The following is an 18,668-nucleotide window of genomic DNA, read 5'->3' on the forward strand; positions in this document are numbered from 1 at the left end:
GCGATGAGCAAACGCACCTATCGCACCGCCTCCGCGATTCCCGACGTGATCGCGGACCCGGCTACCCTGGCCCCCGATGCTGTGCGCTGCCTGTGGGTTCGCCCGGTCGAGGGGCGTTACCTACCCACCGCCATTTTCAATGATGGCACGGATTGTCCGCTGGCCTGCGCCATGGATGCCTTGCAAGCCCGTCAGTTCTGCCAGCGCATCAGCGCCGTTCACGATTGGCCCGTGATGGACCACCGCCCCAAGGACATCGGCCCGGAGGTGGTGGCTGAGAAGATCTGGGCCACGATGCCGCCGGAATACAAGGCCCAGATCGACGGGGAAACCCGCGTCAACATGGAAGGGGCCGGATACATGATGGCCGACATGTGCCGGGAATACCGCCTACCGTTAGGCGTCGCCATCCACCGCATTACCGAACGCATCGGCACGTTTATCCACGACATGGTTTCGCAAGGGGCAATGTCCGAGCAGGACGGAAAGGAGAACGCCCGGCTCGCCGCCAAAGGAGCATTCTCCCGTCTGGATGAAATCTACGCCGGCGAGGATCGCGGCCCGGACCTTGCGACTGTCATGCCTCACCGGCTGGGTGTGATGCTGGCCGATTACCATCAGAGCAAGAACAGTTCTGACGACCAGTTCCAGCATGGACTGACTGCCGCTCTGACGATCGCGATGACGGTCTGGACCGGAAAGGGCGAGAGCGAGCCTGTGGCTAAGGCCAGAGCGGATGTGACGATGGACGCCGCAATCCGGCACTGGTTCCGTTTGACCGGGAGGGCAGTCGGATGAAGCCCCTGCACAACCCTATCTATACCGGCCAGTTGCGTGGACGCGCCATCCGGTTTTTCGCGGCCCCCAACGGCGTGGTCGCGCTGCCGTGGCATTCCTGCGCAGACCTGGTGAGTGCGGCCGGACTGCCGGCCGACGCGCAGGGCATCTTCCTCCAGATGACGCGCTCTGGGTCGTTCCAGGACAGCGTCCGGATGGTCAGCACCGACGCGGGGGAAGTGCTGATCGCCCCGCATTCCGTTGCCCAGGGCACGATCGGCGCTTTCAGGCAGTGCGGCTTCCTGCCGGACGATGGCACCTTCGAGAACGAATTCTATCGGGCCGGCATTGGCGCGACGAAGGTTCTCCAGGCGGGCATGAGCCCGGAAGAGCGCTTTCGCAATCTCATCCAGATGGGACGCCAGAGCCTTGGCCAGGAGGACGAGGAATGAGCGCCGCCAGCCAACTCGCGGTTCTGCCGCCCCACATCATCCAGGCCGTGAACCTGGGCAAGCATGGTGCCGCTGTCTTCCCCTGCCAGGAGAACAAGCAACCGGCCTGCCCGCATGGGTTCAAGGATGCAGCAACCAAGGCGGATGCCATCATGACCTTGTGGCGGCGCTATCCGGGCCCGCTGGTGGGTGTCGCCACGGGGGCCGCGTCCGGCATCGATGTGCTGGACCTGGACCTCCATAAGGAAGGCGCAGACGACTGGCATGCCGAGCATTGCGCCCGGCTGCCGGCGACCCGCACCCACCGCACGCGGTCGGGCGGCCTGCACATGCTGTTCCGCCATCGGGAAGGCATGCGCAATAGCGCCAGCCGGATCGCCCCTGGCATCGATGTGCGGGCCGATGGCGGCTATATCATCTGGTGGCCTGCCGCCGGGCTGGACGTGGTGAGCAAGGCCCCTGCCGCCCCATGGCCTGCGTGGCTGGCTGAGATGGCCGTCCCGCCCCCACCGCCCAAGGCCGATCTGGCAAAGATCGAGCGCGGCATCGAGGATGCTGACCGCTATGTGCGGGGTGCTGTCCGGGGTGCTGTCCAGGCGGTCGCGTCAGCCGGGCAAGGGCGACGCAATGACACACTGAACGCCGAGACCTATGCGCTGGCCCGGTTCATCCCAGAGGGGCATCTGACGGCCGGGCAGATTGCCGAGGCGATGGCCGCCGCTGCCCTCCAGGCTGGGCTCACCGTGCCGGAAATAGAGAAGACGATAACGTCCGCCTTGCGGGCTCGGGGAGGCGCGGCTTGAGCGAAGCCCTGAACATCGACAGCATCGTGCGTGAAGGTGTGCGGAAAGCCCAGATCAGTGCTGACACCACACCGGCGCTGCTGGTCGAGGATGCCGAGGGCTGGCTGGAGCAGGATATCCCACGACGTCCTTGGGTCGCGACCGGGCTACTGCTGCGCGGTGCCGTCACGGTCGTGGTCGGGGCGCCGGCTTCCGGCAAATCGAGCCTGATGGTCGGATGGGCAACCGCTCTGGCGCTTGGAAAGCCCTATGGGCGGATGGATGTCCAGCCGGTCAAGGTGATGACCTACAACACGGAAGACGACAGGGACGAGCAGCGGCGCCGCTTCTCTGGTGCCCTCCGCTTCTTCGGTGCCCGACCGGCCGATCTCGCCGGGTGCGTGATGAGGCTGGGCACGGACACAATCGGTACGCTCCTGGCCTATGATCGTGAAACCAAGGAACTGCGCGCCACGCCGGCCATGGACCAGATGCTCAAGATGATCGAGACGATGCAGCCGGACGTGCTGATGCTCGATCCGCTGGTCGAACTGCACGAGGCCGAAGAGAACGACAACACGGCCGTCAGGACGGTGATGGCCTATTTCCGCAGCCTGGCCATCCAGCACAATCTCGCGCTCGTTCTCCTGCACCACACGCGCAAAGGCTCGGCAGCGACAGCTGGAGATCCGGACATCGCCCGCGGTGCCTCCGCTGTCATTGGCGCGGCACGCATCGTCCTGACGGTTACCGTGATGAGCGAGGATGAGGCCAACACCTTCGGCATCAAGGCTGACCAGCGCCGCTATTTCTCGCGCGTTGACGGCGCCAAGATCAATGCTGCCCCGATCGGTCGTGAAGAATGGTTCGAGCGCCAGTCCTACGAATTGGCGAACGGTGACCATGTGGCTGTCATGCTGCCCTGGGCACCGCCAGAAGATACGATCTCTCAGGACACCATGGCAGCCATTCAGGTCGGTGTGGAAAGAGGCAGCCCGGCTGGACCGTGGAGCCCGCGCTTTTCTGCCGATGCACGATCAATCAAGAGGCTGTTGGTCGAACATGGCATCGTCACGGCTGACGGGCAGCGAAAGGTCATGGACGGGCTGATGGCCGCTGGCTTCATCACTGCGACCTTCAGAAGGTCGAATAGAGGAACGGGGAAAGGTCTACGCTCGACTGACGGCCTCCCCGACAGCGTCACATGGCTTGAGGATGACGAAGCATGATCCGCGCAACTTCCGTGCAACTTCCGCGCGCGCACGGATGTCGGAACCCTATAGGGGGATAGACCATCCGTGCGGTCTATCCACCCGTGCAGGTTCCGTGCGAGTCCCGTGCAAACGGGCGAGACGATCCTGAGCCTGTGCCCCCGTTACCTCGTAACTATGCAACGGTTCATTCTAAAACGAAGAGCTCACTTGCAGCCCCTTTTTCTCACCTCAGCAACCGTCACTTGCAACGCCGCTTTCGTCCATCAGTGACGCCAGGTGCGATCCTGTCGAAGATGCCGGGTGACGACAGGAAAAAATGTTTCCCTGTCTAGTAATGTCCGAACTTGTCTGCTTCTGCCGAGGTGACGGTGAAGTATTCAATCTGGTAGGGTGACAATACCAGACACGGACGAGAGCAATCGCAAGCAATGGTCTTCCAGCCGGGACAATCGGGCAATCCGGCGGGGCTCAAGAAGGGCACCCGTCGCAAGCGCACGGTCGCTCTGGAAGAGCAGATGGAGAGGATCACGGCGACGCTGGGGCATGACGTGGCCAGTGGTCCGCAATTCGGCGCTCATGACGTGCTGGTCGCCATGTATCGCCATCCCGAAGTGCCACTGGACCTGAAGCTCGATGCCGCCAAGGCTGCCATCCGGTTCGAGAAGCCCGCGCTATCGGCATCGTCGGTGACGGCTGATGTGAAGCACACAATCAGCATCGCGGATCAGCTCGCCCGCGCGCGCAAGCGGGAACTGACGATCGAAGGGGCGACGACTGGCCAGATCGAGGCGGCCAAGACGCTGGCGATCGCACCGAGCGCCGAGGCCGAAAAAGCATGATTTCCTGTCGCGAAAGGTCCGCTCTGGGTCCGCTTATCACACGACACGACGGAGATTGGCAGATTTCTGGGGTTAAACTCGATTTCATCACCAGATATAGTATCAGGTGGAGCGCCGAATGATGGATCCGGATGCCCCTCTGACGCAGCAGCTTCAGGACGATCTGGTCCAGCTGGCGGCCGAGTGTTCCACCGACCCGCTCCGGTTCGTGCAGTCGGCCTTCCCCTGGGGTGAACCTGGGACCGATCTGGCCAGCATGGACGGCCCGGATGCGTGGCAGGCTGATATCTTGCGGGCAATCGGTCAAGGCATCCTGTCGCCGGCCCAGGCGATCCAGATCGCGATTGCGTCGGGGCACGGCATCGGCAAATCGGCGCTGGTGTCATGGGTGATCCTGTGGGCTATCACCACATGCGAGGACACGCGCGGCGTCGTCACCGCCAACACCGCGGCGCAGCTGGCGACCAAGACCTGGCCCGAGTTGAACCGCTGGTTCCGGGTCTTCCTGTGGCGGTCATGGTTCGAGGTCGCGGCCACCGCGATCTATTCGTCTGACCCGACCCACGCCAAGACATGGCGCATCGACGCCATCAGCTGGTCGCCTGATCGGGTCGAGTCCTTCGCCGGCCTGCACAACCAAGGCAAGCGCATCCTGGTCGTCTTCGACGAAGCCTCGGCCATTCCGGACGTGATCTGGCAGACGACCGAAGGCGCGCTGACCGACGACAACACGGACATCATCTGGCTGGTGGCCGGCAACCCCACGCGCAACACTGGCCGTTTCCGCGACTGCTTCGGCCGGTTCAAGCATCGTTGGACGACGCGCCAGATTGACAGCCGCACGGTCCGGATCACCAACAAGGAACAGATCCAGCAATGGGTCGACGACTATGGCGAGGACAGCGACTTCGTCCGCATCCGCGTGCGAGGCGTTTTCCCGCGTGCCGGCTCGGCCCAGTTCATCCCGTCCGACACCGTTGAGGCGGCACGGATGCGGGATGCCGCCGGCAGGAGCTTTGACGCCATCGTCATTGGCGTGGATGTGGCACGGCAAGGTTCCGACCAGACCGTCATTTATGTCCGCAAAGGCCAGGATGCGCGCAACTGGCCGCTCCTGAAACTACGGGTGGCCGACCTGATGCAGATCGCGGCCAAGGTGGCAGACACGGCCCAGCAATACCGGTGCGAGGCTGTGTTCGTGGACGCGGGCGGCATCGGGGCTGGTGTCGTGGATCGCCTGCGTCAGCTCCGGGTGCCGGCGGTCTTCGGCGTCCAGTTCGGCGGGAAGGCCGACCGGGCGAACTATGCCAGCGATGCCTCGCGCTACGCCAACAAGCGCGCCGAGATGTGGGGGATGATGCGGGAATGGCTGAAGACCGGTGCCATCCCAGATGATCCCGAACTGATCGCCGACCTGACCGCGCCCGAGTTCGGCCACAACGCCCGCGACGAAATCCAGATCGAACCGAAGGACGCCATCCGCAAGCGTATCGGCGCCTCGCCCGACGTGGCGGACGCGCTGGCCCTGACGTTCGCCTATCCCATCCTTCCATCCCCGCACGGCAGTCCCTGGGGCGCGCCGAGAGTGGAGGCCGATTATGACCCATTCGCAGCAGCATAAAGCCGACATGGCTTCGGCGCCGTCCGACGGTGACGGCCTGGAAAGCCTAGGCGATTTCCTGAGGCGCACCATGAACCGGGAGCACCTGCAGAACGCCATGCGCGTCCACCTGAAAGCCGGCGGCTTTTGTGGATGCTTCACAGATGTCGGTGGTGTCCTGATTTGGGATGGGGTAACCGCCTGATGGCCAATGTCCCGACATTCACGCCCGGCAAATCCCCTGACGGAATCGCGGCGGCACCTGAAACCAAGATCGATCCAGATGCCTTCGGCGCCGGCATTGCCAGCAGTCTGCGCAGCTTCGGCGACCAGATGGGAAAGGCCGGCGATGTCCTGGCCGCGTCTCAGAACAGACAGGCCGAGCAGGCCGGCATGGTCCGGGCCAACAACGCCCAGAACAGCCACATCGACCAGGTCAACACGCTGCTCTATGGCGACCCCAACGACAGCACGAAGCCGGGTTTCCTCAACCAACAGGGGCCGGCGGCCATCGCCGCATGGAACGGCTTCGTCAATCAGCTGAAGCAAACGCAACAAAACGCAGGGTCGGGGCTGCAGGCTGGCACCACAGCCCGTGACCAGTTCGACCAGAACAGCATGCGCTACACTCAGATGGCGCTCGACCAGGCGCGCCAACATGTGGCCGCCCAGGCTCAGGATTATGCGAGGCAGAGCGTCGGTTCCACGGTCCAGATGGCGCATCAAGTGGGGGTCCAGAACTATGGCGACCCCCGCGCGCTGTCGCTGGGGCTGGGCCGCAGCCAGCAGGTTCTCACCGATTTCTATGCCACGACCTATGGCATGAAGCCGTCCGATCCGGTTGTGCAGCAGAAGCTGCAGGACGACCGCGACCAGTTCTTCGACAAGGCCATCACAGCCGCCTTGCAGAACGGGCAGCCGATCGAGGCACAGCAGCGGCTCCTGGCGAACCGTGGCCTGATCAGTCCGACCGCCTATGCCAGCATCGCGGCGAACCTGCGCCCGCATGTCGTGAAGGCCGATGCCGATGCGGTTACGCGCGAACTGCTGGGGCAGCCTGCCGATGACGGGGTGGTGGCGATTCCGCGCGATGCCAACCCGGACGACGTGATGGACAGCCAGATCCGCATCGAGAGCGGACGTCAGCAGTTCGATTCCAGCGGCGCGCCCCTGACATCGGGTGTGGGCGGTGCGGACGCTCCGGTCGGCGCCGGGCAGATCCGGCCCAGCAGCGCTAAAGCCGCCGCGGCGCGGGTGGGGCTGCAATGGGACGAGAACCGCCTGAGGAACGACCAAGCCTACAACATGACGGTCAGCCGGTCCTACAAGGACATGCTCCTGGACCGCTATGGGGGCAATCAGACGCTGGCGACGGCGGCCTACAATGCCGGCCCCGGCCGGGTCGATGAATGGCTGAAGACATACGGCGATCCGAGGACTGGCGCGATCAGCGATACGGATTGGCTGAAGCAGATCCCGTTCCGGGAGTCGCGGTCCTACGTGTCGCGGGCTGGGCTCCAAAACCATGGCAAGCCGGCACTGTCTGCCGGATATAGCCCACCAGACTATGACAAGATTCTGTCCAAAGTGGATGCAGCAACGGCAGGCATGGACCCGGAAGTCGGGGATCGGGTCCGGGCCAATATCATTACCCGTCGCAACCAGTGGCAGGTCCAGACTGCGACGCAGCGGGCCGCCTTGGAGAAGCAGGTGTCGGGCATCCAGGCGGCGCAGCTGAACGGGGATGATTCCTATCAGCCGGCGATCACTCCGATCATCGGGCAATTCCAGACCCTCTACCCCGCGCAGGAAGCCGAACAGAAAACCCACGACCTGGTGACCGGCCAGCAGGCCGCGACGGTCTTCGCCGGCATGAAGAACGGCACGCCGCAGGAGATCGCGGACGGCATCCGGTCGCTTCAGGATCCGAACAGCGCCGGATCGAAAGCGGCCGTCCGGTCGATGAAGGGGATGATGGGCGCCACGGCGAGCCCTGCGACCGGCATGAATGGCCAGATCGCCCCCGAGGATTACCAGCTACACCAGCAGTTCGTGGAGCGTGTCGCGGCCTTCGCCCAGCGCCGGCAGGAGGCTCTGGCGAAAGACCCGGTGGCAGCGGTGTCCGAAGCCTCGACCGTGCAGACCGCCCAACAGCATCTGGCCCACGCCATGCAGTCGAACGACCAGAACGCGATCGCGCAGGCCCAGAGGGACGCCATCACCGCCAGCGATGCGATGCAGACCCATCAGGGCGTCCTGCGCCCCCGCATCCTGACCGAAGCGCAAGGCCAGCATGACGTGCAGATGCTGACGGACGCGGACCCCGCCAAGACAAGCGCGGCCCAGATCCTGGATGCCCTGGCGGGCCGGTATGGCGGAGACAGCGACGACAGCGCGTGGCCCCGGGTCTTCGGCGAGTATCAGGAGCATTTTGGCTTGAGCCCGGACTATGTGGCGCTGGGGATCATGAACCAGCCCAACCAGGTGATCGCGCGGGCGGACATGGAACGGGCCATCCACGCCGGGTCGGAACAGCAACTGACGGCCGCCGCCGGGGTCCATGCCGGGAGTGATGCCGGAAAGATCGACGATCCCACGTCCGGCCTGCCGACCCTGATGAGGGACTTTCTGGGAACCACGATGGGCAACCGCGCCGGGCTGGCGACCTACAACGCCATCTATGGGAGCGTGAAACGGCTGGTTCTCTACTACATGGCGAACGGCAAGGGCTTCCAGACGGCGATGAACGATGCCTACGACGGCATCCTGGGCCGGAAATACGACTTCAACGGCACGATGCGCGTCCCGAAGGGCATGCTGTCAGCCACCGAGGACGCGACCAGCCGGGTCATGGACGGACTCGCACCGGACAGCCTCGCGCCCGAGGGCGGCGACCCGAACCTGACGCAGGCACAGAGACAGGAAATCGCCCTCAGCGATGCGCGGAAAGGATCGTGGATTCCGAACGCGCATGAGACCGGCCTGACGCTGATGTCGAGCAGCACTTTTCTTCCGGTCCTTGGCAAGGATGGGAAGCCGATCACCGTCCTGTTCCAGGATATCCGCAACGGGAAATACCCGCCCAGGCTTCCCGGCATCAATTCCGTTGCCTCCATCAGCCCGAGCCTTGTGAAATGACCGGCCTTTACACCGGCGACCCGATCGACAGCGCGACGGAGCGCGCCCAGGGCGTCAACCTGATCTCCAGCTCTCTCGGCGAGCAGATGGCGGCCGAATTCCAGTCGGGCATGGCCGAGACACCGACCGCGCGCCTGGGCCGGCTGGCTTCGTCCTACGACCCCAACGGCGAGATGCTGACGCCCGAGCAGGCGAACGCCCGCTATCCGGGGGAGGGCTTCAAGAGCAACACGGCGGATTCCGTGGCGTCCTCGCTCTACAAGGCCCGGCAGGACCAGGCGATGCGGAGCAGCATCATCGCGCGCGGACCGGGCGGCGTCATTGCCGGCATCGGCGGCTTTGGTTCGCGCCTGCTGCCTCAGATGTTCGACCCGCTCAATGTGGCCTCGATGTTCGTTCCTGGCCTTGGCGAGACCCGCGCGGCGGCGATCCTTGGCCGGGCCGGGATCGAAAGCACGCTGGCAACCCGGGCGCTGGCCGGTGCCACCCAAGGCATGGCCGGGCAGGCCCTGCTGGAACCGACCAACGCGGCCCTCGACCATGCCGACCAGAACGACTGGAGCATGTCGCGCGCCCTGATCGATATCGGCATCGGCGGCTTATTCGGTGGCGGGCTGCATGCTGCCGGCGGCGCGATTGCCGATCGGCTGGGTGCCGGGCGCGCGGCGTCTCAGCCCGCCGAGGCGGCCGAAGCGGCCCCTGAAGCCGTCAACCCGATCGCGCAGCACATGGAAGAGGCCGGCCCGCTGGCCCACGATGCCGCCATGCGCGAGGGGATCGCCGCCCTGGTCGAAGACCGGCCGAACATTGTGAGCGAGGGGCTGGGCTTCCAGGACAGCCTGCTTCACCAGAACGAAGCGGCCAACGTCTCGGACGAACTGGCGGGCTGGCAGCGGCAACAAGAAGGCCTGTCAGCGGATCAGGACGGCCTGCTGAACGAGGCGACGACAACCGACGAAGCGGCCTCGGCGCAGAACGACCGGGCGGGCGCCTCGACGGAAGACCTGCAAAGCCGAGCGGATGCGCTTCAGGCCGAGCATGACCAGCTTGGACAGGAAGCCCAGGCGGCACGGGACCGCTACTCCCGACAGGTCGAGGACACGACCGGCGACCGGATCACGGCCATCCGCGATGAGTTGGCCCAGGACAGCCTGCCGGCGACGCGGCGCGCGGCGCTGGAAGACGAACTGCGCATGGTGACCGAAGGCGGTGGCCAGTCTGCTGCCGACCGGGCGCTGGAGATGGCCCGCACCCTGGCGCATGCCGGCGGTCTGGAGCGGCGCCAGAGCGCGCTGGCGAAGCAGATCCGGCAAATCCAGTCCCGTATGAAGCGCGTGCGTGTCGCCGGGCCCGATGCCTGGAACACGCCGGAGTTTCGCGCAGCAGCAGCGCGCATCCAGTCCCGGCAGGATGTGCTGCACGCCCTCACCCACCGTAGCCTGGGGCGTTACGCCCGGCGCATCGGGTCTTCGGCCTCCGACCGCGATCTTGCCGCCCTGGCCCGGGCGGTCTTGCAGGCGACAGGCGATGACCGGCGACCGGCGATTGCCGCGGCGCTCGATCAGGTCCGGCGCGCGCGTGGCCCTCGGCCACCGCACTATCTCGACCGGGTGGCTGAAGCCTACCAGGGTTACCTTCGGGCCACCGCTGGCAGCGTGGCCGAGACGGGCGAGCCGGAGATCGGCGCCGCGCAGAACATCCTGAACGCGCCGAACCAGCAGGCCGCCGCCATGGATGCCCTGCGCCGCAGCGCGCTGGCCGACCATCCCGAGGTCCAGGCTGCCCGCCAGAGCGTCGACCAGGGCGCGCATGGTGCGCCGGAGGCCGATGCCAGTGATCCCGCGCGCGAGCTGGCCGAGGCACGGACCGCCTATGAGCAGGACCGGGCGGAATTCGAGGCCAGCGTCACCGACGAAGAGCGCAAGGCCCTGGCCGCGATCGACACTGAATTTTCCACCGAAGAGGGCGATGCGCGAGCGATCGAGGCCGCGACCCTCTGCATGGCCGGGAGGCTGTAATGGCTGACGGATCATATCGCGACTGCTTCGCCGCCGCCATCAAGGCCGCCGGCCGGGAGCTGAGCGAAGACGAACTGCACGACCTCTTTACGGCCGCGCAGAACCGCATCGATCGCCTGGTGCGCGAGGGTATGGCGCCCCGCGACGCCGCGACCGAGGCAGCCAGGCAGCTGGGCCATGAATGGAACCTGGCCGCGATCGTCGAGCGGCGGAACAAGGTCATCAACCTGCGCATCCGGCGCGGCCTGGTCGCGGCTGTCGGCGAGGGAGAGGAAGCCCAGCGGGTGCGGGCGATCCTGACCGGCGTGGAAGGCAACAAGCGCGGACTTGCGGACTCAGTCGATGCCCGCATGCACCAGTCCGAAGCCGCGATCATCTCCACCCTGGAAGCTGACCTGAAGCAGGCGGGTGTGCTTGATGCCCTGCTCGACCGGTCGCATGATTTCGACCGTGATATCGGCCGCGAGCTGTGGCGCCTGGAAGACCCGGCGGCAGGCAAGCCGACCGGCAACGAGGCGGCGGCCAAGATCGCGAAGATCCTGCACACCTACCAGGAGAAGATTCGCCTGCGCCTGAACAAGGCCGGGGCGTGGATCGGCAAGCAGGCGCATTACGTGACGCGCCAGAGCCACGACATGTGGAAGATCGCCGCCGCCACGGCCGAAGAGTGGGTCAGTTTCATCCGGCCACTGCTGGACGAACGGACCTTCGACGGGGTCGAGGGCGACCGGGATGCCTGGTTGCGGGAGATCTACAACGCCCTGCGGACGGGCATTCATGAGAACACGACGGGCGCCAGTGGTCCGGCGGGCCCGAAAGGAGCCGGGGCCATGGCCAAGCGGCTCAGCCATGGCCGTGTCCTGCATTTCAAGGATGCCGATTCCTGGATGACCTACAACGAGCGCTTCGGCCGGGGGCACATCGCGGACAGCATCTTCCGGGGGCTGATGCACGGCGCGCGGAATGCAGCCCTGATGGAGCAGTTCGGCACCAACCCCGAGGCCATGTATCGCGACTGGATGGACCGGCTGATCGCCCGCGCCAACAAGCGTGGGGATGCGGAAGCCGTCAAGCGGTTACAAGGCCAGTGGAACGACAGGATCTTCGACACCATCACCGGCAAAGCTAACCAGCCTGCGGATGTGACGCTGGCAAAGGTTGGATCGATGGCGCGTCTGGTCAATCAGGTCCGGATGCTGGGCGGCGTCCTGTTCAGCTCGATCGGTGATCTGGGCGTCAACTCCGCCATGCTGCGCCACAACGGCGTGCCGGTCCTGGAGCGATACGAGGGCATGGTCCGCGGGCTTCTGCCCACCGCGTCGAAGGAACGGGCCTATGCAGCCACGATGCTGGGCGCCGCACATGATTCCCTGCTGGGCGATGTCGTCAGCCGGTTCCGCTCCGAGGACGACCGCCTCGGGCGCATGTCCGCCCAGGTGAGCCGGTTCCATCGGTGGACGGGCCTCACCTACTGGACCGACGCCATGCGCCGCTCCTGCGCCCTGATGCTCAGCCACAACCTCGCGCGCCAGGCCGGCAAGGCATTCGGCAGCCTGCCCCAGCGCCTACAGATCACGCTGCGCCGCTACGGCATCGAGGAGGCGGAATGGAAAGCGCTGAGGAAGGCCAAGATGTTCGCGGCCGATGGGCGGCACTACATCCTGCCGGCCCATCTGACCGACCTGCCCGGCGAGGCGGTGGCGCATCTCGGCGGCGAGCCCGAAGCCACAAAAGCGGACCTGCAACGCAAGCTCCAGACCTACATCATCGACCAGGTGCGCGAGGGCATGACGGAAGGCACCGCCGGCACCCGGACCATGGCCAATTGGGGCACCCAGTCGGGCACCGTGGCGGGCGAGATGGTCCGGCTGATGATGCAGTTCAAAAGCTACGCCTTCACCTACATGTCGCGGACCATGAAGCGCGAGCTGATGCGCATGGGGCCGGGCAACGAAACCGGCGACTTCCGAGGATTCCAGCGTGCCGTGATGGCGGGCGCGGACGTGCCCGGCCTGGCGTGGCTGATCGCGACCACCACCGCCCTGGGCTACGTCTCGATGTCGCTGAAGGATCTGGCCAAGGGGCGCGACCCCAGGGTGCCGGAGACGAAGTCCGACTTCGCCAAGGTCGTCGCAGCCTCCGCTGTGCAGGGAGGCGGGGCCGGGATCTTCGGCGACTTCCTGTTCGGCGAGGCCAACCGGTTCGGCGGTGGCCCGCTGACGACGCTGGCCGGCCCGACCGCCGGCGTCCTCTCGGATGCCGTGCTGCTGTATCAGTCGATCAAGGACGGCTACATCCACTACGGCTTCACGCATAAGGCCAACCAGGAGGCCGGCAGCGCGCTGCTGCGGTTCGGCATCAATGACGTGCCATGGCCGGCGGCGATCCCCCAGGCGGCCCTGCTGAACACGTTCTACGCCAAGAGCGCGATGGAATATCTGGTCTATTACCGGCTCCAGGAGATGATGAACCCCGGCTATCTGCGCCGCTACGAGAACCGGGTGCGGCAGGAGAACAGCCAAGGCTTCTGGCTCTCGCCCTCGTGGAGCCCATACCGCGCGGCGGGGCTGACGCAATGAGCGCGGATTCCGAGCGGAGGATCATCGCCGCCATAGATCCGGGGAACGAGGGCGCGGTCGCCATCCTGAACGGGCGCGGCGAACTGGTGGAGATCTTGGACATGCCGACCTCCGCCATCACGGTTTCCGGCAAGGCCCGGCAGATCGTGTCAGCGCCCCTGCTGGCGATGCTGCTGCGCGCCCACGACCCGGCCGAGGTCTGGATGGAACAGGTTCACGCGGGCCCTCAGATGGGAGGCGTGTCGGCCATGTCGTTCGGCCGGGGTGTCGGGATCATCGAGGGCGCCGTGGCCATGCTGGGCAAGCCGCTGACGACCGTCCGGCCGAACGAGTGGAAACGGGTCATGCGCTGCCCCGCCGACAAGGACGGCGCCCGAACCCGCGCCATGCAGATCTTTCCGACCTGCGCCGACCTGTTCAGGCGGAAGAAGGACGATGGCCGGGCGGAGGCAGCGATGATCGGGGCGTTTGCGGTGCGGGTGGCTACCGGCTGACTGCCGCCTTAAGCAGCAAACTGGTTAGCCACCAGACGCACCTTCACAAAAACAAATGCCCGCGGATGATCCGGCCGTCCGTTTAGGCGCTCTATGACAGCTTCAACTTGTCGTTCGTTTAGCCAAGAGCGAAATGCCTTAGCTTGCAAGCGATTGATGTTACCAATCTTTTCTCCACCCCTCGTCACCATCACAGCGTTTTCGTCATAGGAATTCTCGGGCTCATCGACGATGACAACACGATCGCCGACCCTTGGCGGGGAAGATAGAGTACTCGCATAATGCCGATATCCAGCGATCTCCAGCATCAAATCCAGATTAGCACCTTCTGTATCGAAAGGATTAACAACAGAAAAGCCATCACTAGGGAGCTTGGCCTCTGTCATGGCTAAAAGCGCAATGTCCGAGAGAACAAGATCAGGGGCAAGACGAAATAACTTCTTATATGCATCGAAGTCTGGTCGACTACGGGGCGGCAGCCGACGTAGTAGAGCGTCGACAACACCCTCCGTATGCAAAGACCGCTTCTGATTAAATGCCGGATATCCAGCATAACCTAGTTCTCGGATACGCTCGATCGTCTTACCACTATTCAGTCGCTTGAACTCCTCAGGGTCATCAACATAACGAAGGCTGAGACCCGCGGGATCTGGCAAAAGTTCGGCCACAATCCATCGAAAGCGTTCGTTAAAGTTTTCAGGTGCTTGCCACGCCAAATAGAGCTTCTTGGGATTCGCGACGTGTTGGATCCAGTTTTCCATGTCAGCCTCCCAAAATGGCACCTAAACGCTCCTGCCGCAGCCCGAGGAGCGAACGAACGAATGCGGCACGCTCTGGTGTGAACGAGATGTCTACGGAATAGCTGCAACATTCTTGCAGGATGTCGTCCACGAGCGATTGCCCGAAGCGAATCATATTTTGCATGCTTGTTCCAGCTTCAGGGTTCGCCTGTACCAAAATTTCACAAAGGTCAATATGGGGTGTGCCCTTATCCGCGTCCAGAACCCAAGAGCAGTGATGGGTGCCCTTGGATACATATCGTTCGAGTTCCCTCACCCCCCAGCCCTGGATTTTGCTATCGTTGTGCTCGTAGCCGAGGCTAGTGCCATTGTCGAACAGAGGCGCCATCGTTAGGCCAACCTCAGGCTCGTTCAGGAATCCCCAATTTTCGGGATGTCGGTCAGAGTTACCTATCAACGTGTCAAAGGCGATTGTCTTTGCCCACCAATCGACCGCACTCCATCCATATCTTGCCCCTAGCAATCGGCAAATCCATAAATTGAGCTGGAGTGAGTGCGGGCGCCCAGTTTTTTGGTCACGTAGTACGCGGGCTAGCATATCCTTGGCATGGATTAGTCGTCGTGACCTTGAGATTGTAGGACCTTGAATAAATGACTGCATCAGCACGCCTAGAGCCCCAGTCTCCTGATTGAGGCCGACATGACATGTCGGGACAGTGAGGCCGAGATTTTGCCCTAAGCGAGACGCTATCATCTCAGACCAAAGCTGATTCGCCTGCCATGAACGCTTGGCTGTCTTGAAAATGTAAGTCTGACCAGCCACAACCCGGCCATCAGTTTCATCGCTCGGGCAGATCAAAATCTGCTTTGGCTGAGAGCCGATGGGGTGATAGGGGAAATCCTCATCAAACGGCCACTTCTCGACAAAAATAGGCGTCATCGGTCGATGCCTTTTCCTCGAAGACCATCGAGCCAGTGACTCTCGTCAACCTCATCCGGCCTCTCCAGCACGCTGAACAGCAGCGTCATCTCAAGAGGAATGCCGAATTCTCGAGACAAAACGAAAACCCCCGCTCGAAAGCGGGGGCTGATGGAAGACCGGCGCTCTATCCGACTGAGCTACCAGAGCCGAAGAAATTGGCGCTCTGGGTGAGATTCGAACTCACGACCCCCGGTTTGGGGTGGGGGCTAACGCCCCAATGCGTTCGCTCGTATGCCACGCCATTCGGGTAAAAGTCAAGACAATTTACGACGTTGCCGATTGCCCCCGGCCCGTGTCCTTCCTCAGCCGCACCCCAGCTCCACCCCCGTTCTCGGCGATGAATTCCACGCCGGCGGTCTCCAGGGCGGTGCGGATGGCGCCAGATAACAATGCACGTTATCGCTTCACCATGGCCTTCAGTTTTGCAATCCGTAAAGCGACTTCAACGCCACTTTCTACGGATCGGCGTTCTTCGGGCCCGATGCCGGCAGCATCAATCATCGGGCTTCTAAACTGCTCGAGATAGGCTTGGAGTGCAGGTCGGCTGATCCGGGTCGCCCGGGGGCGTCTATAGGCCTCCAATTTGCCACTGCGGATATCGCGACGAAGCGTCTCCGGGTGCAGCCCTAATAAGGCAGCGGCCTGTGCAATCGTCATGAGGGGCGTGATGTCGTCCATCGGTTGTTCTCCTTGCCATGAGAAGACAAGGGCGAGCCCGCAGGATGGTTGCACGGTTCCTTGTGGAACGAACCCCATGCGGGCGGATTCCAGGAAGACAAGTAAGGGTTAAGTGTCCTGCTCTTCGTTTTGCTTCGATGTGCTCGTAACGTTTGCCCTCGAAGGCTTGCATTGAGGGGTTTCATTCAAAGGTCGATAGCGTTGGCGTTCCTCTTCTGTCCGGGGCCTTCCGAATAATTCCTCATGGATGCTGTCCACACTTCTCTTCATTCGGACTCCAACGCCTTCCCCATTTTCCGAAATGAATGCGACTCCCGCCGCTTCTAGGGCCAACCGGATAGCGACGAGGGTCCGGGGATGAGGGTTGCGCCGTCCCGCCTCGAAGTCAGCCAATGTTGCCACAGCAACCTCTGCTTTGCGCGCGAGGTCATCGCGCTTCATGCGAAGCATCGCACGAGCGCCCAGGCATTGCTCAGGTGTCAAATCTGACATTGGTTCCTATGATTGACTTTGGGCAATATCAGTGATTATAGCTGACCTTGGCTGAAAGGCCAATGCTGGCCGGCACCGCGACTGGTCCTCGTGGAGCCGGCCTAACCACATCCGAGAGGAGACCTCGGCAATGGCCAGTCGTGCCTATAGCACATCCCCACAGACGTGGGCATGGACACTCGTACGCGCAACCGGGATATCGGTTGCAATGGCGTTCCTCTTTTTCGTCGCCCTGGCCGGCTTCGCCCAGCCGGAGACGCTGGCCAGCCACACGGCCCGGCCCGCTCATGCGCCGCTGGTGCTGGCGGAGGGCGGCCGATGAGCCAGAAGCGCATGGATGCCATCGCGGCCGCCGGCTTCAAGGTTCAGAACCTTGCGACGCTCCTGATCTGGGCCGGAAACGCGGCCGGGCAGACCTGTTTCGAGGCGACACAGGAGCGGCTGTCTCATCTCGGTTTCGCCATGCAGCAGGCTGGGGAGGAACTCTTTCGGCTGTCGGAGGAAATCACCGACGCCGCAGACCCGTCGGGGGAGTGGTCACGATGAAACGGACGATCGACCACCACCAGGGCGTCACCGACGGGACGAAGGATGTCCTGGTCCATCCTTACGCCCTCGAATGGCAGGCCCTCCACACACGCGACCTTCGCGACGTCGCCCTTGCGATTGGTCGCGACATGGATCTGGTGCGCACTCCCGCCGAGGAAGTGGTGTCGGACTGGATTGGCGCGGTTCAGTGGATGGCAGCCTATGCCGAGCGGATCGCTCAGAACGCTGACAAGGATGCCGCTGCCCTGCGGAAAGGTGGTGCGGCATGAGCCGCCTCCGCAGCCTGGTCATGTCCGCGCTGGGAACCGAGCGCCGATCATGGCGGATAGAGGCCCCGCTCAGCCTTATCCCGGATGGGCAGTGGGCGCCAGCTGCCGCGGCGGAGAGACGGCGCGTGAACCGCGCCTACATCGCAACCCGGGCAAAGGTCTACGAGGGGCGCCCCCGCACCATGGCGGATCTGGTCGCGAAGGCGCGGCTGGTGATCGAGGACACGAGGCATAGCCCCGATACCGACGAGTGGGGCGTGGCTCTTGCGCACGACATTCTGGCACTGGCGGGGAGGCGGCGATGAGGCGCGTCACTCTACAGGCCGCGTTGTTCGTCCTGGTCCCGATTGCCTGCTGGTCCGTCCGTGCCAGCAGCGCCCTGGGGGCTTTCACGCTACGTCTCTGGCGGGAGGCGCAAGCCTGATGGGCCGTCCCCGCAAAGTCTGGCCCGAGGCGCGGGTCCGTGAACTGGTCCGGCTGCGCGAGGCCGGACTGACCTGGAAGCAGATCGGCGCACGGCTCGGCCTGCCGCACGTCACCTGCTCCCGTTACTGGCAGGAGGTATTGGGGCGCCCAGCGTTTCGGGTGTCCCGTCAGCATCAACAGCAGGAGGCCAGGGTATGAGCCGCAAGCTACCTGTGGCGACGCCCGATCGCATTGCTGCAATCAACCAACAGACCCGCGACCTCGCCATGCTGTCGGTGCTGATAGTCAGCGCCAGTCGAGCGGCACTGCATGACGACAGGGTCAGGCCCGAGGCCTACGCGATGGCCATGGAATGGGTCGGGAATGAGATTGAAAGCCGCCTGGCGGTGATCAGTGAGGCTCTGTCATGAGTCCGGCCGAAGTCCGCATTTCGGCTTGTTCTGCGGGGTCCGCTACGGGTCCGCAAGTTTTTGCCCTTTTGAGGGCAGATCGGAAAATCGTGGAATTTCAAGGGCTCCATGGTGGGCGCACAAGGACTCGAACCTTGGACCCGCTGATTAAGAGTCAGCTGCTCTACCAACTGAGCTATGCGCCCATGGAGTTGGCCCTTTCGGGTGACGCGCTTCTAACAGCGCACCA

Annotated in this window: 20 protein-coding genes and 1 tRNA gene; 16 read left to right on the top strand and 5 right to left on the bottom strand. The window is 63.8% G+C overall.

Annotated features, from left to right (window positions below):
• The first annotated feature begins 3 nt into the window (after window positions 1-3).
• The 11 genes from HLH21_RS13960 (at window position 4) to HLH21_RS14010 (ending at window position 13,893) form a co-directional block, all read left to right on the top strand.
• Window positions 4-798 (top strand): hypothetical protein, encoded by a 795-nt coding sequence (locus tag HLH21_RS13960; RefSeq protein ID WP_182944359.1) that lies wholly within the window; start codon window positions 4-6, stop codon window positions 796-798.
• Complete coding sequence (locus HLH21_RS13965; RefSeq protein ID WP_182944360.1) at window positions 795-1,229, top strand: hypothetical protein; 435 nt, start codon at window positions 795-797, stop codon at window positions 1,227-1,229. Before HLH21_RS13960 ends, HLH21_RS13965 begins: the two co-directional genes overlap by 4 nt.
• Complete coding sequence (locus HLH21_RS13970; protein WP_182944361.1) at window positions 1,226-2,032, top strand: bifunctional DNA primase/polymerase; 807 nt, start codon at window positions 1,226-1,228, stop codon at window positions 2,030-2,032. The genes HLH21_RS13965 and HLH21_RS13970 overlap by 4 nt, the downstream gene beginning before the upstream one ends.
• Window positions 2,029-3,240: an AAA family ATPase gene (locus HLH21_RS13975; protein ID WP_182944362.1), complete on the top strand. Its 1,212-nt coding sequence runs from the start codon at window positions 2,029-2,031 to the stop codon at window positions 3,238-3,240. Before HLH21_RS13970 ends, HLH21_RS13975 begins: the two co-directional genes overlap by 4 nt.
• Window positions 3,241-3,653: 413 nt before the next feature.
• A complete protein-coding gene (locus HLH21_RS13980) occupies window positions 3,654-4,064 on the top strand; it encodes a hypothetical protein (protein ID WP_182944363.1) in 411 nt (136 codons plus the stop codon).
• A gap of 121 nt (window positions 4,065-4,185) precedes the next feature.
• Entirely contained in the window at window positions 4,186-5,685 is a 1,500-nt protein-coding gene (locus tag HLH21_RS13985) for a terminase (RefSeq protein ID WP_220789826.1), read from the top strand.
• On the top strand, window positions 5,663-5,869 hold the full coding sequence (locus HLH21_RS13990) for a hypothetical protein (RefSeq protein ID WP_182944365.1): 207 nt from the start codon (window positions 5,663-5,665) through the stop codon (window positions 5,867-5,869). The genes HLH21_RS13985 and HLH21_RS13990 overlap by 23 nt, the downstream gene beginning before the upstream one ends.
• Window positions 5,818-8,802 carry a transglycosylase SLT domain-containing protein gene (locus HLH21_RS13995; RefSeq protein WP_246379788.1) on the top strand — a complete coding sequence of 995 codons (2,985 nt, stop codon included), beginning with the start codon at window positions 5,818-5,820 and terminating at the stop codon, window positions 8,800-8,802. The genes HLH21_RS13990 and HLH21_RS13995 overlap by 52 nt, the downstream gene beginning before the upstream one ends.
• Window positions 8,799-10,820: a coiled-coil domain-containing protein gene (locus HLH21_RS14000; RefSeq protein WP_182944367.1), complete on the top strand. Its 2,022-nt coding sequence runs from the start codon at window positions 8,799-8,801 to the stop codon at window positions 10,818-10,820. Before HLH21_RS13995 ends, HLH21_RS14000 begins: the two co-directional genes overlap by 4 nt.
• Complete coding sequence (locus HLH21_RS14005; protein WP_182944368.1) at window positions 10,820-13,399, top strand: hypothetical protein; 2,580 nt, start codon at window positions 10,820-10,822, stop codon at window positions 13,397-13,399. The genes HLH21_RS14000 and HLH21_RS14005 overlap by 1 nt, the downstream gene beginning before the upstream one ends.
• Complete coding sequence (locus HLH21_RS14010; RefSeq protein WP_182944369.1) at window positions 13,396-13,893, top strand: RuvC family protein; 498 nt, start codon at window positions 13,396-13,398, stop codon at window positions 13,891-13,893. Before HLH21_RS14005 ends, HLH21_RS14010 begins: the two co-directional genes overlap by 4 nt.
• Window positions 13,894-13,901: 8 nt before the next feature.
• Here HLH21_RS14010 and HLH21_RS14015 read toward each other — a convergent pair whose 3' ends face one another.
• The 4 genes from HLH21_RS14015 to HLH21_RS14030 form a co-directional block, all read right to left on the bottom strand.
• Window positions 13,902-14,654 (bottom strand): HIRAN domain-containing protein, encoded by a 753-nt coding sequence (locus HLH21_RS14015; protein ID WP_182944370.1) that lies wholly within the window; start codon window positions 14,652-14,654, stop codon window positions 13,902-13,904.
• 1 nt (window position 14,655) lies between these two features.
• A complete protein-coding gene (locus HLH21_RS14020) occupies window positions 14,656-15,573 on the bottom strand; it encodes a HipA domain-containing protein (protein ID WP_182944371.1) in 918 nt (305 codons plus the stop codon).
• A gap of 438 nt (window positions 15,574-16,011) precedes the next feature.
• Window positions 16,012-16,293, bottom strand: coding sequence for a helix-turn-helix domain-containing protein (locus HLH21_RS14025; protein WP_182944372.1), 282 nt, complete (start codon window positions 16,291-16,293; stop codon window positions 16,012-16,014).
• A gap of 108 nt (window positions 16,294-16,401) precedes the next feature.
• Window positions 16,402-16,785 carry a helix-turn-helix domain-containing protein gene (locus HLH21_RS14030; protein ID WP_182944373.1) on the bottom strand — a complete coding sequence of 128 codons (384 nt, stop codon included), beginning with the start codon at window positions 16,783-16,785 and terminating at the stop codon, window positions 16,402-16,404.
• A gap of 318 nt (window positions 16,786-17,103) precedes the next feature.
• Between HLH21_RS14030 and HLH21_RS14035 the strand changes: the two genes are divergently transcribed.
• The 5 genes from HLH21_RS14035 to HLH21_RS14055 all read left to right on the top strand — a co-directional run bounded on the left by HLH21_RS14035 (window position 17,104) and on the right by HLH21_RS14055 (window position 18,439).
• Window positions 17,104-17,331 (top strand): hypothetical protein, encoded by a 228-nt coding sequence (locus HLH21_RS14035; protein ID WP_182944374.1) that lies wholly within the window; start codon window positions 17,104-17,106, stop codon window positions 17,329-17,331.
• A complete protein-coding gene (locus HLH21_RS14040) occupies window positions 17,328-17,603 on the top strand; it encodes a hypothetical protein (RefSeq protein WP_182944375.1) in 276 nt (91 codons plus the stop codon). Before HLH21_RS14035 ends, HLH21_RS14040 begins: the two co-directional genes overlap by 4 nt.
• Window positions 17,604-17,728: 125 nt before the next feature.
• Complete coding sequence (locus HLH21_RS14045) at window positions 17,729-17,908, top strand: hypothetical protein (protein WP_182944376.1); 180 nt, start codon at window positions 17,729-17,731, stop codon at window positions 17,906-17,908.
• 118 nt (window positions 17,909-18,026) lie between these two features.
• Window positions 18,027-18,227 carry a hypothetical protein gene (locus tag HLH21_RS14050; RefSeq protein WP_182944377.1) on the top strand — a complete coding sequence of 67 codons (201 nt, stop codon included), beginning with the start codon at window positions 18,027-18,029 and terminating at the stop codon, window positions 18,225-18,227.
• Window positions 18,224-18,439 carry a hypothetical protein gene (locus HLH21_RS14055; RefSeq protein ID WP_182944378.1) on the top strand — a complete coding sequence of 72 codons (216 nt, stop codon included), beginning with the start codon at window positions 18,224-18,226 and terminating at the stop codon, window positions 18,437-18,439. Before HLH21_RS14050 ends, HLH21_RS14055 begins: the two co-directional genes overlap by 4 nt.
• Window positions 18,440-18,548: 109 nt before the next feature.
• On the opposite strand, the gene HLH21_RS14060 is transcribed toward HLH21_RS14055, so the two are convergent.
• Window positions 18,549-18,624 (bottom strand) — tRNA-Lys (locus HLH21_RS14060).
• Between the last annotated feature and the right edge of the window lie 44 nt (window positions 18,625-18,668).

Source organism: Gluconacetobacter johannae (genome assembly GCF_014174305.1).
GTDB lineage: Bacteria > Pseudomonadota > Alphaproteobacteria > Acetobacterales > Acetobacteraceae > Gluconacetobacter > Gluconacetobacter johannae.